The 17,301-nt window shown below is 52.3% G+C and carries 13 protein-coding genes; all 13 read left to right on the plus strand.

The features are described 5' to 3' along the window. Positions 1-133 precede the first annotated feature (133 nt). The 13 genes from LKE33_07405 (at position 134) to LKE33_07465 (ending at position 17,071) form a co-directional block, all read left to right on the plus strand. The gene (locus tag LKE33_07405) at positions 134-4,333 is read left to right on the plus strand and encodes an autotransporter outer membrane beta-barrel domain-containing protein (protein MCH3950740.1); all 4,200 of its coding nucleotides are present in this window, start codon (positions 134-136) and stop codon (positions 4,331-4,333) included. Between the two features lie 1,378 nt (positions 4,334-5,711). Next, the gene (locus LKE33_07410; protein MCH3950741.1) at positions 5,712-7,157 is read left to right on the plus strand and encodes an aminotransferase class I/II-fold pyridoxal phosphate-dependent enzyme; all 1,446 of its coding nucleotides are present in this window, start codon (positions 5,712-5,714) and stop codon (positions 7,155-7,157) included. Next, positions 7,154-7,771 carry a dTMP kinase gene (gene tmk, locus LKE33_07415; GenBank protein ID MCH3950742.1) on the plus strand — a complete coding sequence of 206 codons (618 nt, stop codon included), beginning with the start codon at positions 7,154-7,156 and terminating at the stop codon, positions 7,769-7,771. The genes LKE33_07410 and tmk overlap by 4 nt, the downstream gene beginning before the upstream one ends. A gap of 48 nt (positions 7,772-7,819) precedes the next feature. Beyond that, positions 7,820-8,872 (plus strand): DNA polymerase III subunit delta', encoded by a 1,053-nt coding sequence (locus LKE33_07420; protein ID MCH3950743.1) that lies wholly within the window; start codon positions 7,820-7,822, stop codon positions 8,870-8,872. Between the two features lies 1 nt (position 8,873). Further along, on the plus strand, positions 8,874-9,719 hold the full coding sequence (locus tag LKE33_07425; protein ID MCH3950744.1) for a stage 0 sporulation family protein: 846 nt from the start codon (positions 8,874-8,876) through the stop codon (positions 9,717-9,719). Next, positions 9,706-10,440, plus strand: a complete 735-nt coding sequence (locus LKE33_07430; GenBank protein MCH3950745.1) for a methyltransferase — start codon at positions 9,706-9,708, stop codon at positions 10,438-10,440. The genes LKE33_07425 and LKE33_07430 overlap by 14 nt, the downstream gene beginning before the upstream one ends. Continuing rightward, the gene (gene rsmI, locus LKE33_07435; protein MCH3950746.1) at positions 10,433-11,272 is read left to right on the plus strand and encodes a 16S rRNA (cytidine(1402)-2'-O)-methyltransferase; all 840 of its coding nucleotides are present in this window, start codon (positions 10,433-10,435) and stop codon (positions 11,270-11,272) included. Before LKE33_07430 ends, rsmI begins: the two co-directional genes overlap by 8 nt. A gap of 3 nt (positions 11,273-11,275) precedes the next feature. Beyond that, positions 11,276-13,219: a methionine--tRNA ligase gene (gene metG, locus LKE33_07440; protein ID MCH3950747.1), complete on the plus strand. Its 1,944-nt coding sequence runs from the start codon at positions 11,276-11,278 to the stop codon at positions 13,217-13,219. Next, on the plus strand, positions 13,219-14,004 hold the full coding sequence (locus LKE33_07445; protein MCH3950748.1) for a TatD family hydrolase: 786 nt from the start codon (positions 13,219-13,221) through the stop codon (positions 14,002-14,004). The genes metG and LKE33_07445 overlap by 1 nt, the downstream gene beginning before the upstream one ends. Before the next feature lie 135 nt (positions 14,005-14,139). Continuing rightward, the gene (locus tag LKE33_07450) at positions 14,140-15,123 is read left to right on the plus strand and encodes a 3D domain-containing protein (GenBank protein ID MCH3950749.1); all 984 of its coding nucleotides are present in this window, start codon (positions 14,140-14,142) and stop codon (positions 15,121-15,123) included. A 280-nt stretch (positions 15,124-15,403) separates the two neighbouring features. After that, positions 15,404-15,958: a ribonuclease M5 gene (rnmV, locus tag LKE33_07455; protein MCH3950750.1), complete on the plus strand. Its 555-nt coding sequence runs from the start codon at positions 15,404-15,406 to the stop codon at positions 15,956-15,958. Continuing rightward, positions 15,958-16,824, plus strand: coding sequence for a 16S rRNA (adenine(1518)-N(6)/adenine(1519)-N(6))-dimethyltransferase RsmA (gene rsmA / locus LKE33_07460; GenBank protein ID MCH3950751.1), 867 nt, complete (start codon positions 15,958-15,960; stop codon positions 16,822-16,824). Before rnmV ends, rsmA begins: the two co-directional genes overlap by 1 nt. Next, complete coding sequence (locus tag LKE33_07465; GenBank protein MCH3950752.1) at positions 16,817-17,071, plus strand: cysteine-rich small domain-containing protein; 255 nt, start codon at positions 16,817-16,819, stop codon at positions 17,069-17,071. Before rsmA ends, LKE33_07465 begins: the two co-directional genes overlap by 8 nt. Positions 17,072-17,301 lie beyond the last annotated feature (230 nt).

Below are 17,301 nucleotides of genomic sequence, written 5' to 3' on the forward strand. Positions count from 1 at the left end.
TTCCACTCCGGAGCAAGGCTCTCAGTGGAGGTCACCTACGTCCATCCTCGTCAATGACGGGGGAACTGTCACGCTGACTGCGGGAGGAAACATCTCCGAAAATTACAATATATTCTCACAGAATAACAGCACTGTGTCTCTTGATGCCGGCGGCGATATTGCGGTTTCAGCCACGGAAGAAGGTAGGACATCAATCAGTGCCTATAATAGTGGGACAGTTACAATGAAGACACAGGGAAATCTTTATGGGAATTATAGTTTGAATGCCCTTGAGAACGGTAATGTGTCTGTCAATGCCGGAGGCGACATTGCAATTACTACGCCAGGTACTCAGAGCGGTTATGGTGCTCCCACTTCTATTCTTGCCAGCGGCGGAGGAAAGGTTACGCTGAATGCTACTGATGGAGATATTTCCACAAATTCTGGTGTTAATGTGCAGGGCGGCGGGCAGGTATCTCTAACGGGCGATAATGTAACCGTGCAAGGTGATGTACTTGTAGACGGAGGTGGAAATAATTCCAGTGATAACTCCAAGCTTTCTATTGCTGCAGATGGAACAATCCAAACCAAGACAGTCTACCTGAATGATAGTGGTGAAGCAGATTTTAAAGGCGACTCCGTTATTATGAATAAGGGCGCCGGTCTTACGGATGGCTTCTTAACCGTGGGTGCCGACGATGTATCTATTACTCGTTATTTTTCTACGGGAGATTCCATGGCAGAGGTGAATGCGGACGATTCCCTTAACATTAAGTGGGACAGTGAAAATACAAGCACGTATGGCGTAGCCCTTTACGCTTCGGACGGACAGCATATCTTCGGCAGTGATAAAGCCGAGGTTACGATTGATGGCCAAGTTAGTGTATTTGGAAATCGCCAGGCTGATGACATTAGCCTGATTGATGAGAGTGATGATTTTGTAAAGCTGCTCGGTAAAAATATTACGATTAATTCTATTGACACTACTTCCAGTAGTCCGGATAAGGATTATGACTGGAATCCCTACGGATCCTACAGCAGGGCAAAAGCAATTAATATTACTACGAGTGGTAATGTGGTTGTCGGTGATGACCAGACTGAAGACGTCAATATCAATGGGAACATTACGATGAGCACAGGTACGCTTACCGTAAACGGAACCGGAAATCTGGTGATCGGCCGCTTCAGCGGTGATGATTATGATAGTAACAATTCCATAGTTCCGGCCTTATACATGGTGGGAGATCAATCGGAAGGAACAGACAAAATAAGTGCCTACGTTGGCATCGGTAAGGCCGGCGAGGGCAACGTGACTATAAACGGCGAGGTGCGGTCGGATCCTTACAGCAGCTTGTATCTTTCCGGCCAGACCTTGACTGTGAACAATCCAGGCTGCATAGCACTCTGGGGCAATAGTTCCAATGATTTTGTTATCGGCCGGGATGCAGACGGCGGGCAGACGGATACCACGACCATTAACGGCGGCGTGCTGATTATGGGGGCAGAAAATGCCGGCATCCACGGTAAAAATATTGTCATGACGAACGGGACGGCTGCGGACTATTTAAAGCAGAATGGTGGCTGGTCCACCTCTGGGTACAATCTTACTACGAACTATAACGGCAAGATTGATGGTGAGGCAGATTATACGCCCCATGACGCCTTCCTCGCGAATGAAACCGTATCCATCGGGGACAGCGACTCCGCTGTGACCATCGACGGCAGAGTGCTTACGATGTACGGCGGGTACAATATCGACGGCGATTCCATCCATATTTATGAAGGCACGAACAAGAACCAGAATGTGGTGATTGCCAATTACGATTACGATACGCAGATCGGTTCGGAAGACAATACCTCTTCCGTGCAGATTGACGGTGGTGTCATTGGTTATGACGGGAAAGGAAAAACCTTATCTATTCAAGGTAAGAATATCCTGATTGATCCGGAAGCCGGCAAGGTAGCCGTGGAATCTGACAGCAAACCCATTGCCATCGGCACGGCAAATTCGGAGAACGTGGCTGTAAACGGCACGGTCTGGGCGAACAATCATGCCAATACCCCTGCAAGCACGGCGGGTTCCGTTACCATCGAAGGCAGCACGATTACCCTTGCGGATAACAGCGGGGATTATGCTCTCCTTGCCGATGACAGCGATGCGGGTGCCCACATTGTCGTCGGCAGTGAAGGAAGCAGCGACATTACGGTTTCGGGCACAGTCCATGCCGGGAAAAATGCGAAAATCACGCTTGGCAGCGCTGCAGCTAGCAGCGTAACGTCCTCCGGCAAAATCTATGCCGGTGAAAATGGTTCCGTGACGGCTGACGGTAGTACGATAAGCCTGTCGGATAATGACGCGGATTACGTACTTTATGCGGATGACAGTGACAGCAGCGACTCGGGAGCTGCGATTGCAGTCGGTAGTTCCCGGGGCGATACCCTTACGGTTTCCGGTGCGGTTTATGCCGGAAAAAATGCAGAGATTGCGCTTGGCTCGAAGGCAAGCCGCATCGTGGAAACCGGAAATATCCATGCCGATAAAAATAGTTCCGTAACGATTGGCCAGGAAGGCACGGCGATGCGCTATCAGGGAGATATGGATTTCGATAGTGCCGGTACGGGTAAAATTGATATGTATGCTTCGGGAAGCAGTTCCCTGATTACAGGGAAGACGACGGACCCGAATGTGACGACAAGTTCGGCAAGCTCGGATGAGAAGACGACAGTCGCGGCAGCAACGGCGACGACCACAGCGACGACCACAGCGACGACCACAGCGACGACCACAGCGACGACCACAGCGACGACTACAACAACTACGACGTCTTCGTCTGCTTCCCGCCGCGTTCACAGTTTGCTTCTGCTCAGTACGGCAGCCACAACGGCCGCTGCGACGGAAGATACTGCGGAAACAACGACGGAAACGGCTGCGGCAACTACAGCGGAAACTACGACAACAAGCACCGCGGCAGCAGCGGGCGGTATCACGATTCATGCTGACGATGGGGCAGTCTGGGCTCCGACGACCGGCTCTACCGCTTCGTCCTTTACGGGAAGCGGCGGCGTCCTCACGTTAAGCAACAGCACCCTGGGCGATTCCGTGACCGTAGGAAATTACGACAACGATGGTTCACAGCTCAATCTTGACATTGATGTCAACAAAAATACGGGCAATGACCGCCTTTACATCACTGGGATGCACAGCGGCAATACCAGCATCAACATGGTCAAAATCGATCCGGATTCCCACTGGACCACGGCCATGACCGGGACGGTCCTCGTTTCGGTCGGTACGGAAAATGGCTCTTATGAGTTGGGGCAAACGTATGACGAGACCGATCTCTATTACTACGAAGCCGAGCTGGGCACGAAGGACAGCACCACTTCGGGATATATGACGGATGTTTATCTGAAAGACGTTACACAAAATGCGACCAGGGATGGGCACTACACGCCGGCTGTCCGCACGATGATGGCGGTCAATGGCTCCAACTATCTCCTGTGGCGCAGCGATATGGATACGATGTTCCGCCGCATCGGAGAAGTCGGGAAGGGAGCCGCGCAGGCACAGGATGGTATCTGGGCCCGCACAAAAGGCAAACGCTTTGACCGCATCGGCGAATTCGAGACGAACGCGCAGTACCATTCGTACGAAGTCGGTTATGACTTTTTGGCTAACAAGACAGATAACCACGAGCATGTGGCTGGCGTCGGCTTTGCTTACCTCGACGGCAATACTGATTTTTACAGCGGCCGCGGCGACGTCAAGGGCTATACGCTCGGCCTCTATGACACTCATGTCTGGAAGGACGGGCAGTATCTTGATCTGACGTTAAAGGCGCAGCATTTGTCCGATGACTTTACCTTCAGTTCCAGAGGACGTGAACACACGGGCAAACTGAAGAGCAACGGAATTTCCTTCGGTGCCGAATACGGCTATAAGTCCACGAGTCCTGAAGGCTGGTTCGTGGAGCCGCAGACCCAGCTCATCCTGGGTATCTTCAAGAACGGTGACTTCACTGATTCGTACGGGCTCCATTCGAATGGGGATACGGTACGCACGGCTCTCGGCCGCGTCGGCCTCCGTCTCGGATACGAAGATAAGAAGGGCTCTGTATTTATCAAGGCCGGATGGAACCATGATTTCAACGGCGGCATGAATGTCCGCTTCGCTTCCAGTGATGAAGTGCTCGATACCTATGAAGATTATGGTGATTCCTGGTTTGAATATGGGCTCGGCGCTTCCTATCAGATCAACGATCATATGCAGGCTTATGCCGACTTTATGCGCGGTGATGGGTCTGGTTATGATGAGAGGTGGAGCTGGGATGTAGGGGTTAAATGGAAGTTTTGAGTGATTAAAGGCACCTGCCTCACGCTGGCGTTCGACAAGTCTCGCGCGCATCGTGAGGCAGAGTTTTTCTAGGGAAACTTTTTCTGTCCGGCGCAGAAATATAGGCGCATCTGCTTTGTCAGACCGGATTGTGACCACTCGACGTACGTTCTTTGTACGACTTCGTGGCCCCAATCCGGTCTTCCTCGCATCTGCACCTATCTTCTGTGCCGTCCATAAAAAGAAAATGAAAAAACAGGTGTGGGATGGTATGAAGTGTTCTGAGGATTAATTCTTGCGTGTTCACGGCTGTCTTGCAGCAGAGTTCATCAGAAACAAAATATAAAAGTCTGCGTGATATTGGGGCATACGCTTCTTAATGGGGCGTATGCTTTATTTTTTATTATTGTCAAAGCAAGGCTTTTGACTATAGAGCAAAAGAGGTGCGAGCTTTCACTAGGATCTTCTATATTTCCTTTTTGTGCAAAATTCCAGATAAGAATTAAAGGATAATAAGGGTCATCATCCCCCGCAAAGCGGGCCCCCTTCTTCAATGTCGCACAGCGACGTCGAAGAAGGTCCCTGCGGTGGAGGGATAGCTTCTTTTATTATTGTCAAAGCAGGGCATTTGACTATAGGGCAAAAGAGGTGAGAGCTTTCACTAAGATCTTCTATATTTCCTTTTTGTGCAAAATTCCAGGTAAGAATTAAAGGATAATAAGGGTCATCATCCCCTGCAAAGCGGGCCCCCTTCTTCAATGTCGCACAGCGACGTCGAAGAAGGTCCCTGTAATGGAGAATAGCTTCTTTTATTATTTGTTTAAGCATAGTTTTTGACTACAGAGCAAAAGAGCTGCCAAAATTCTAATTACGCTTGCAATATTTTAAAAAACGAAGGCTTGGGGTTAAAACATTCTATCCTCCATCGCAAACGATTCTCCTTCTTTCCCGCAGCCAATGCTTTGCATTGCCGGAAGAAAATTAAAAGAGGTGTGGAAATAAATGGAAGCAATTCTATATTTCTTTCTGTGCAAAATGCCAGGTAGGAGTTGAAGGATAATAAGGGTCTTCATCCACCGTCTGCCAAAGGCCAACTGACTACTCACTGCAATCTACATCAAGAATCCGCCAATGAAGCTGCCTGCACGATTGTACTAACCCCTGGCCACCAACCCCTAACCACTTCTTCTTCTTCCTCGCCGCCGCAGGCCAGCCGACGAAGTCGGCCAAAGCGTTACAGCGGTTTTTTGCGCGAAGCGCCACAGCCTCCCCATGAATAATCCACCAAGGTAAATGCCCGCACAATTGTACTAATCTCTATCCGTTTTTTACTTTTCTTTCCAATATATGGTAAAATAAAGTATTCTGTGATTGTATATTAACTGGAGGTTCGTATTTAATGATAAAGAAACCGCTTCTCAGTGCGATGAAGGCGTACCGGCTGGCTCATGTTTATCCGCTGCACACGCCGGGACACAAGGGCGGCCGCGGTGCCGACCCGGATCTTGCCGAACTTATGGGGGAGAAGGCTCTCCGGGCAGATGTGTCACTGATGGCGGAACTTGACGATATTCACCACCCGGAAGGGTGCATTCGTGACGCCGAATCGCTGGCTGCAAGGCTCTACGGCTCTGACCGGTGCTTTCTGGGCGTCAATGGTACAAGCGGTGTGATCCATGGAATGCTCCTTGGGGCGCTGCAGCCGGGCGACAAGATTCTTGTGCCGCGCAACAGTCATAAATCGGTGCTGGGCGGCCTGGTGCTCTGCGGGCTGAATCCGGTCTATGTCAACGTGGCGTGGGACGATACGTGGCGCCTTTCCCTGCAGCTGACGCCGCAGCAGGTGGAAGCCGCGTTTAAGGTTCATCCGGATCTGAAGGCTGTCTTTTTGACGACACCGAATTATTTCGGGCTCTGCGCCGATACGGCAGCGATTGCTCGCATCGCTCATCAGCACGGGGCTTTGCTGCTCGTTGACGAGGCCCATGGCCCGCACCTCGGCTTTACGGATAGCCTTCCCAAAAGCGCGATGCAGTGCGGGGCAGACGCTGCGGCGCAAAGTACGCACAAGATTACAGGTGCGATGACGCAGTGCTCGCTCCTTCAGGTTTCGTACCGGCAGATTCGCCCGGAACGGATGGAAGCGGCTATGAGCACCGTGACGACGACGAGCCCGAATTATCTGCTCATGGGTTCCCTCGACGGGGCCCGGGCGCAGCTGGAGGCACACGGTGCCGAAATGGGAGAGGCATCGCTGCGGGCAGCGGGACGCCTGCGCCGGGAACTGAAAAAGGTGGCAGGCCTGCCTGTCCTCGAACGCGAACTCATCGGCAAAGGCGGAATCGTGGATTGTGACGGCGGCAAAGTGACCATTATGACAAGCCCCCTGGGCCTCACCGGTATGGAAGCGGCAGACATCCTCCGTGAGGCCGGCATTGCCGTGGAACTTGCCGACGAGGACCATGTGCTCTTTCTTGTGACCTACGCCGATGATACGGATGAATTTGCCCATATCGCTGAAACTATTCGGGACGTTTTGGATAAGCACCGGAAACCGGAGCGCAGCCTCGTGCCGGCGCAGCCCTATCTGACGCTGCCGAAGCAGAGATTATTGCCGCGGGAAGCTTTTTTCAAGCCTCGTACGTCCTGCCGTTTTGAAGAGGCAGTGGGCAAAATCAGCGGCGAGAGCATCAGCTTTTATCCGCCGGGTATTCCGCTCATTATGCCGGGAGAGGAAATCGACGCGGAGCTCATCCGTTACTGTCGCCTCATGCAGGCACGGAAGCTTAACGTCAGCGGTCCCCGGGATGCATCACTCGAAACAATTGAGGTGATTGAACCGTGAAAAAAGGAATTTTTATTACGCTGGAAGGCCCGGATGGCAGCGGCAAAACGACGCAGGCCATGCACCTGGCCGAATATTTTAAAAAGCACGGCAGGGAAGTCGTCGTGACCCGCGAACCGGGAGGCACGCCGATTGCCGAAAAACTGCGCGATATGGCGCTTGACCCTAACGTGCCGGTCTGCAAAACGACGGAAAGCCTGCTGCACCTTGCGGCCCGGGCCGACCATGTGGATAAGGTCATTCAGCCGGCGCTCGACGCGGGGAAGGTCGTTATCTGCGACCGCTTCAGTGATTCGACGCTGGTCTACCAGGGCGTTATCGGCGGCATGCCGCTTTCGGAGCTGCGTCACCTGAACGACTTTGCCACGCAGGGACTGCGGCCCGATCTGACCCTTCTGCTTGACGGTACGCCGGAAGAATTCCTGCCCCGCCGCGATGCCCGCGGAGTGAGCGACAAATTCGAACAGGAAGGTCTTGCTTTCCAGCGGAAAATCCGCGAAGGCTATCTGCTTCTGGCACGCGAGGAGCCGGAACGGATCGTATTGATTCACGCGGCGGCACCGGAAGAGGAAGTCGCCCGCGAAATGGTAAAAAAAGTGGAAAAATTTATATAAATGGTTTATTCTATTTAGTATTGAATAACTGCAGCAAAGGAAGTCACTATGTGGGATACGGTACTGGGTCATGAGGAAAATAAAGCCTTTTTGCGCACGCTTCTTACAGAGCCGCGCAAGACGCCTTCTCTTCTTTTTTACGGACCGGAAGGCATCGGCAAAAGGACGCTCGCCCTCCGGTTTGCCAAAAGTTTCCTTTGCCTGGAGGACCCTTTGGCGGAGCACTGTCACTGTGCGAGCTGCGAGCGCTTTGATATGGCGCTCGAGAGCCTTAAGGAGCGGCAGGAATCCGGCGAAAAGGAGACACAGGAAGATCAGAGCCTGTGCAAGACGGGTCATTTCGATTTTTACTATGTCCAGCCTATAAGTCCCAGTAATCTCGTTTTGATTGGTCAGATAAAGAATGTGGCGGCCCAGGCGACGTACGCTCCGACTTTGTCCCGCTACAAAGTTTGTCTCATCGATGGAGCGGATCGGATGAATCCGGAGGCGGCGAATGCCTTTTTGAAGCTGCTCGAAGAGCCGCCGGAATACTGGCTCTTTATCCTGATTGCTTCCAATAAGAACAGGCTCCTTCCGACGATTCAGTCGCGGGTCATGGCACTGCGTTTCCAGCCGCTCACGGAAGAAGAGACGGCGGAAGTGATGGAAATGCGTCATGTGCCAAACGGCGAAATCTTCGCGTCTTTGACCGATGGCTCTCCCGGCAGGGCCCTTTCTCTCAGTCAGGCCGATGCCCTTATGTGGCGCGAGCGGGTACTGACCGTTTTGGAGCAGCTGGACGAGGGATATCTCATGCTGCGGCTTGCCGACCTGGACTGGCTCGGCAAAATCCAGCGCGATGATGCGGCAACGTGCGTTGAAATGATGCTGCTGCTCTTCCGGGACGGACTGATGCGGTGCGATCCGGATCTGCCGCTATATAATAAGGATATAGGCGGGCGCGTCATGGAATGTTTCCGGAACTGGCCGGATGCAAGGCTGCGCAGAGCTTATGATATTACGGAAGAATACTGGCAGGGACTGCAGTCCTACTTAGGTGGGGAAATGATGCTGACGTCCCTGTTTCTCGAAATAAAAAGAACGAATAAGGAGTTTTAACGTGGTTACGATTGTAGGAATCCGGTTCAAGAGAGCCGGAAAAATCTATTATTTTGCACCGGGTGAATTTGATCTCCAGAAGGGCGACCATGCCATTGTGGAAACGGCCCGGGGCATCGAATACGGTGAAGTGGTGATCGGCCCGCAGGAAGTCGAAGAATCCCAGATTGTACCGCCGCTTAAGAGCGTGATCCGCAAGGCGGGGGAAGCTGACGCCAAGCAGGTCGAAGAAAATCACCGTAAGGAAAAAGAGGCCTTTGGCATCTGCGAAAAGAAGATTGCCGCAAGAGGCCTTGAAATGAATCTTGTCAATGTGGAATATACTTTTGATGCCGGCCGTATCATCTTTTACTTTACGGCAGACGGGAGAATCGACTTCCGCGGTCTTGTCAAAGACCTGGCGGCGATATTCCGCACCCGTATCGAGCTGCGCCAGATCGGCGTCCGCGACGAAGCCAAGATGCTCGGAGGCATCGGCTGCTGCGGCCGTCCGCTTTGCTGCGCTACGTTCCTGGGCGATTTTGAACCGGTGTCAATCCGCATGGCGAAGGAACAGAATCTGTCGCTCAACCCGACGAAAATCTCGGGCATCTGCGGGCGTCTTCTGTGCTGCCTCAAATATGAATGCGACATGTACAGCGGCTGCAAGAAAAAGTGCAAGAAGAAGGAACATACGACGATTCCCAAACCCGGCATGAAGGTGGTTACGCCGTCGGGCGAAGGCATGATCATGCAGATCAGCCGGCGCGACCAGACGGTTATGGTGGAACTCTCCCCGGGTAACCGCATCAGCGTCAGTTGGGATGAAATTGTAGAAGCTTCAAAGACCGAAGATGGACAGCAGTGATACGAAGCGCCTTGACTGCCTGCCGGGCGGCAAGCTGAAAATCTGGCAGGACAGCAGGGAACTGTGCTTTACGACGGATACGGTGTTTCTTGCCGCTTTTCCCCATATGGCCACAAAGGCCCATGTGGTAGAGCTGGGCTGCGGCACCGGGGCGGCGAGCCTCATCATGGCCGATAAAGGGGCCGAAAGCGTCCTTGCCGTCGACATCAATCCCAACGTGATTGCACTTTTGCGTGAAAGTGTCCGGGAAAATAGCATGGAGGACCGTGTGACCCCGCTCTGCGCGGATATCCGGCAGTATAGGGAATTTCTCCAAAGTGACAGTACGGACCTAGTCCTTGCCAATCCACCTTACCGCATCGGTGGGCGGCGGCGCAAATTGGCCACAGCTGCGTGCCATGAGGACGGAACGACGCTGGAGGACTTTTTCCGGGCGGCTTCGTTTACGCTTAAGACAAAAGGACGTTTTGCCCTCGTTCAGATCACGGAACGGTTTACCGACGCCGTGAAGCTCGGCCTGCAATACCAGCTGGAAATCAAGAAGCTGCAGTGGGTTCATTCCTATGTGGACCGACCCGCCTGGATTTTCCTTGCGGAATTTACGAAGGGCGGTCATCCGGGCCTGGAAGTCCTGCCGCCGCTTATTATGTACAATCAGGATGGGTCCTACAGCAAAGAGACCCTGGCGTATTATTATGGAAAGGAGACGGAGCATGAGTGAAACGACAGGTACGCTGTACCTTTGTGCAACTCCGATCGGAAACCTTGAAGATATGACGCCGCGGGCCCTTCGTATGCTGCGCGAGGCGGACTATATCGCCGCCGAAGATACGCGGCACACGCGCCAGCTTTTGACTCATTTTGAAATCCATGGCACGCTCATTAGCTACCATGAACACAATAAGGAAAAACAGGGATCGCTGCTTTTGGAATATCTGCGCAGCGGTAAGAATATTGCTCTTGTGTCGGACGCCGGCTTTCCCGGGATTTCCGACCCGGGCGAACTGATCGCCAAACAGTGCATCGACGAAGGGATTCCCGTTGTGCCGGTGCCCGGTGCCAACGCGGCCCTCACGGCGCTCGTGGCTTCGGGCCTTACGAGCACGCCGTTTTTCTTTGGCGGCTTCCTGCCGAAGAGCAAAAAGAACCGCCGCGAAAAACTGGAAGAATGGGCCCATATTCCGGCGACTATGGTGCTCTATGAAGCGCCGCACCGCATCGAAGAAGTATTGGGCGACATCGAAACGGCCTGGGGCGACCGCCGCATGACCATGGCGCGGGAACTTACAAAGGTGCATGAGGAATTTTTCCGCGGCACCGTTTCGACATGCCGCGCTCATCTGGCGGAAAACCCGCCGCGGGGCGAATTTGTCCTCGTCATCGAAGCGGGAGAACTCCAAAAATCGGAGCCGCAGGGCGACCCGCTCGATGCTGTCAAAGCCCTGATGGAGCAGGGCACTCCCAAAAAGGAAGCCCTTGCCCAGATTGCCAAAGCTTATAAAGTTCCCAAAAGGGAGCTGTATAATAGATTACTTTTAGAAAAAGGGGAATGAGAAATGACGAAACCAGCATTTTATATTACGACCCCGATTTATTATCCGAGCGCCAATCTGCATATCGGCCATGCTTACTGCACGACCATTGCCGATACGATCGCCCGGTATAAACGGGCTAACGGCTTTGATGTCGAATTCATTACGGGCAGTGACGAACACGGCCTCAAAATCCAGAGAAAAGCCGCAGAAAACGGTCTGAAGCCGATTGAATACGTAGACGGCATCGTAGCTAACTTCAAGAAACTCTGGGAGATGCTCGGCGTCAGCTATACGAAGTTTGTCCGTTCTTCCAGCCTGGAACACCAGCACACGGTACAGACTATGCTGCAGAAGGTTTATGATAAGGGCGACATCTACAAGAAAAAGTATGTCGGCAAATACTGCGTACCCTGCGAATCTTTCTGGACGGACCGCCAGATTGAAGAAGCCGGCGGCGTCTGCCCGGACTGCGGCCGTCCTGTCGAAACGATGGAAGAAGAAGATTACTTCTTCAAGATGTCCAAGTACGCCGACCGCATCCTGAAACACATTGAAGACCATCCGGATTTCATTCAGCCTGTTTCCCGCCGCAATGAAATGATTGCGTTCCTGAAGCAGGGCCTGGAAGACCTGTGCATTTCCCGCAGCTCTTTTGACTGGGGCATTCCGGTTCCTTTTGATAAAAAGCAGATTACCTATGTATGGTTCGACGCCCTGCTGTGCTATTTCACCGGCATCGGTTTCGGTCAGAATCCCGAAAAATTCAACCGCTTCTGGCCGGTTGACGTCCATCTGGTCGGTAAGGAAATCGTCCGCTTCCATACGATCATCTGGCCGGCTATGCTGATGGCAATGGATCAACCTCTGCCGAAACATGTCTACGGCCATGGCTGGCTCGTTGTTAACGGCGAAAAGATGAGTAAGTCCAAGGGCAACGTCGTTGACCCGATGGCTCCGATTCAGGAATTCGGTCCGGATGCCGTCCGTTATTACCTGCTCAGCGAAATCGCACTCGGCAGCGACGGCAACTATTCCCGCGAAGGCCTGATCCGCCGCTGGAACTCCGACCTTGCCAACGACCTTGGTAACCTCCAGTATCGTACGGTTTCCATGATTGAAAAGTATCATCAGGGCATTGTTCATAAGACCGTTGTTGACAATGATGTCGATGCCGAATTCCGTACCCTGGCCGATAAGACCCTGGCGGAATACCGCAAGCATATGGATGCTTTTGAACTGAACGAAGCCATTAAGACGATCTGGACCTACATCGGTGCTTCCAATAAATATATCGATGTCACGACGCCGTGGATCCTCGCTAAAGATCCGGCTCAGGCAAAACGCCTCGAGGCTGTCATGTACAACCTGGCCGATGCCGTTCGCAACATCGCTATCTTGATTTCTTCCATGATGCCGTTCTCCGCACCGAAGATCTTCGAACAACTGGGCCTTGCCGTGCCAGATCAGTTCGATCTGAACGAAGTAACGTGGGGCAAGCTGCCTGACGGCACGAAAGTGGCCAAGGGCCAGCCGATTTTCCCGCGCATCGAAGAAGAAAAGGAAGACAAGGCAGAAGCCAAAGCCGCTCCCAAGAAGGCTGCCGGCAAGAAAGCCGCTAAGAATGACGGCGTAGTGACGCTCGGCGAAATCACGATTGATGACTTTGCAAAGCTCGACCTGCGTGTTGCCACAATCAAAGCGGCTGAACGCGTTCCGAATACCGATAAGCTGATGAAGATTACCGTCGATATTGGCGGGGAAGAACGCACCATCGTGTCCGGTATTGCCAAGTACTATACCGATGCTGACCTCGTCGGCAAAAACGTCATCGTCATTGCCAACCTGAAGCCGGCCAAACTGAAGGGTATCGAGTCCAAGGGCATGCTGCTCGCCGCTTCCGACGATGAAGGCAACCTTGTTCTCTGCGAAGCTCCCGGCATCAAGTCCGGCAGCAAGGTGAAATAATGAGCCGCCTGCCTTTATTTGATACGCACGCGCATCTGGATACGGAAGAGTTTGACGCCGACCGCGATGAGCTGATTGCACAGATTGGAAAGTCCATGCTGGGGTTTATCGACCCCGGCTGTGACATTCCGAGCTGCGAAGCGGCTGTGGCCCTGGCTCACAAGTATCCTTTCGTGTTTGCTGCTGTCGGGCTGCACCCGGAAGATATCGGGCACTGTCAGTTCAGCGATTTGAAGCGGGTCGAGGAAATGACCAAAGATCCGCGTGTCGTCGCTATCGGAGAAATCGGGCTCGATTATTACAACGACGAAGCATCTCCCCATGACCTGCAGAAGAAGTATCTCTGTGCCCAGTTTGACCTGGCCCGGCGCACGGGGCTTCCCGTGATTATCCACGACCGGGATGCGCACGAAGATATGCTGGATTTCGTCAAAAGCGAAGGAAAAGGGGTTTCCGGCGTGATGCATTGTTACTCCGGGGACTGGGATATGGCGAAGGAACTGCTTGATTTAGGATGGTATTTTGGTTTTGGAGGGACGAGTACCTTCAAACATGACCATGGTGTCCGTGACATATTGACGAAAATGCCAATGGACCGCATCCTTTTCGAGACGGATTCCCCTTATATGGCACCCGTTCCCTATCGGGGCAAGAGAAACTGTCCACTGTACGTGGAAAAGGTAGCAGAATTGGCTGCGTCACTTAAGAACGTTTCTTCCTTAGAAATGATGCAAAATGCCACAAAAAATTCAAAAAATCTCTTTTTCAAGCTGAAAATTGACTAAAATGTACTGTTTACTTTGCATTTTCGTCACAAAAATGACTTTTGTAAATGTACAGTTTTGTGACCAGGTACTAATTTTTCTTTGACTCAATTTTGCCTCCATGATATGATATATCCGTTTCAAGGAGGCGAGAATTTGCATAATCCAAGTCGATGGAAGCGTCCTGAAAAGTGGATTGTCGTATGCTTGCTGCTCATAACCAGCTTGAACTTCCTCGGTTTTTCTACTGCACCGAAAAAAGTGAAGGTCAATGTGGATGGGCAGACGATATCCCTGTCGACTCGGGCTGTTACAGTCAAAGGAGCCCTGGAAGACGCCGGTGTAGTTCTGAACGATGCTGACGGATATGACGTTGTCGGGGACGGAAAATATGAGGATGGTTCAACAATTGAAGTCATCCGTGCAATTCCGGTCAAGGTCTGGCAGAACGGCAGAACAACCGAGTATACCATTGGACGTAAGACGGTAAAAGAAGTATTGGATGCCGTAGGTGTAAATTACGAAGGGTATCATACATATCCTTCCCTGGATGCCCCGGTAGCAGCGGGCATGACGATCAATGTTGTTTCTCCTACGACAGAAATCACGAAGGAATCCGAAGCGGTTCCTTACACCACAGAACTCAGAAACAACGACAATCTGCCCCGCGGCAGACGTAACGTAGTTTCTCCCGGTAAAGACGGCGAAGCTGTGGTGACGTATCGAGTCATCAATATTGGCAGTCAGAAAGTCAGAAAAGAAATTGCCCGTGAGGTTGTTTCGAACCCCGTTCCTGAAGTCGTTGAAGTAGGGACCGGAGCCAACCAAATGGTACAAACCTCCCGCGGCTATGTCCGTTATCGTTCTGCCATGACGGCAGAAGCTTCTGCATATACCCTGGCAGAAGGCAGCGGTACGGGACTGACTTCCACAGGGGTTGTTCCCTATCATGGAATCGTAGCAGTCGATCCTGATGTAATTCCGTATGGCACGAGAATGTATATTCCCGGATACGGTTTTGCAGTAGCCGGTGACTGCGGCGGGGACATAAACGGTAATCGTATCGACCTTTATATGGATTCTTATTCGGATGCCATTCAGTGGGGCCGACGAGATGTGACCGTTTACTTCTTAGAGTAATATTGGTAGAATGATTAGGCAGGAACCGATTTGGTTCCTGCCTAGTTTGTTTATAACGCAGGTCGCGGGTCGCCGCTGAAGGCAGCAAAATTGCTGAGTGGATGATTGACCACTCTGCCGAAGGCTTTGGTATCTCTCTGTATTAAGAATCCGCCAAAGCAGATGCCCGCACGAGTGTACTAACCCCTACGCACTAGCCACTACCCACTTTTTCCCAAAAGCGTTTTATAACAGAATATTTTAACCGCTGATCTTATTGCGGTGAGGAAAGGAAAAACAATTGATCAAGGAAGTTATCGTTGTTGAAGGTAAGATGGATACGGTCGCTGTCAAAAAGGCAGTGGATGCCGATACCATTGAAACGGGCGGCTTTACGCTGGCCCCCTATACATTGAAGCAAATCGCCGCAGCTTATGAAAAGCGCGGCATTATCATCATGACCGATCCCGATGGGGCAGGGGAGCGTATCCGCCGCTACCTGACGGAACGTTTTCCCGAGGCGGGACAGGCTTTTGTGCCTAAGGCAGAAGCCCTGGCCCATCATGACGTGGGTATTGAGCAGGCTCAGCCGGAAGCTATCCGCAAGGCCCTTTCCAAGGTGCGCCATCGCGAGATGGTTCCGCAGCAGGAATTTACGGCACGGGATCTTTTTGATAACAACTGCTCCGGTTCACCGGAAGCTTCATTGCGGCGGGACAAACTGGGCGCTCTTCTGGGCATTGGCTACGGCAACGTGAAGAAAATGGTGGAGCGGCTGAATCATTATGGCGTGACGCGTGAAGAATTTAATAAGGCCGTCGCCGCACTGGACGAAGAGGGGAAGGAACAAGACTGATGGATGAACGTGTACTGCATCCCGTGATTGCCAGCCGGGAAGTCACCCGATATATTTTGCAGACTTTCGGTCTGCATACCAAAAAGAAGTTCGGCCAGAACTTTCTCATTAATGAAAAGGTGGTGCGCGGAATTGCCGAAGCGGCTAAGATCGGCCCCGGAGACCTTGTCCTCGAAGTCGGACCCGGCATCGGCACGCTGACTCAGGCTCTTGCCGAGACGGGAGCGGATGTGAGGAGCGTGGAGATTGACAAGACGCTGCTGCCCGTCCTTGCAAAGACGCTCGAGGGCTATGAGAATGTCAAAATCATTCCGGGCGATATCCTGAAAGTAGACCTCAAGGAAATTACGGAAGGGCGTCCTTTTACGGTCGCCGCCAATCTTCCCTACTATATTACTACGCCGATTATTTTTGCCCTGCTGGAACAGGAACTGCCTCTGAATCGTTTTGTCGTGATGGTCCAGAAAGAAGTGGCAGAACGCATGGTGGCAAAGCCGGGCGGCAAGGACTACGGCCCGCTGTCGCTGGCTCTGCAGTATTATTCCGAGCCCAAGCTCGCCATCCCCGTACCGGCCCGCGATTTTATGCCGGCGCCGAAAGTGGATTCCATGGTCGTGGTCTGTGAAAAGCGCGAGAAACCTGCTGTCGACGTCAGCAGCAAAGTCTTCTTCAAAGTCGTGCGGGCTGCCTTCTCCCAGCGTCGTAAAATGCTTTCCAACTGCCTGAAATCCATTGTGCCGGAAGGCCATACGGCGGAAGAACTGCTTCTCAAGGCCGGCATCGACAAAAAGCGGAGAGGCGAATCCCTCTCCATGGAAGAATTCGGCCATCTTGCCAGGACCTACGAGGTGATGCTCCATGGGTAAAAAGTATGATTACTTCAGCCATAAGGAATGCGAGTTCTTCCCGTGCCATAAAGGCGCCGATCCAGAGAATTTCAACTGCCTCTTTTGCTACTGCCCGCTGTATCTTGTAAAGGACTGCGGCGGGGCGTATACGTTTACAAAAGAAGGGATTAAGGATTGCTCCAGGTGCCTGTTCCCACATAAACGGGAGAATTATGGGACAGTTATACAGAAGTTAATGAAGGAAGTTAGGGAAAGGCACCCTTGACGCTTTGGCGCTGTCGCGCTGTAGAAGCTGTGGCCGCCTGCGGCGGCTGGCCTGCGGCAGCGAGGAGCGCCTTCGGCACAAAATTATGATAGTACATGAGCTGTGAAGAAATGGTATTTCGTTTCTTCACAGCTTTTTTGGTAATTAAAACATTCTATCCTCCATCGCAAAAATATATAAAACCGCGGCCTTCGGCCGAATAGGAAGCTCACGCAGCTCCTTCTCGTCGC

Source organism: Acidaminococcus sp. (genome assembly GCA_022482815.1).
In the GTDB taxonomy this organism is placed as follows: Bacteria; Bacillota; Negativicutes; order Acidaminococcales; family Acidaminococcaceae; genus Acidaminococcus.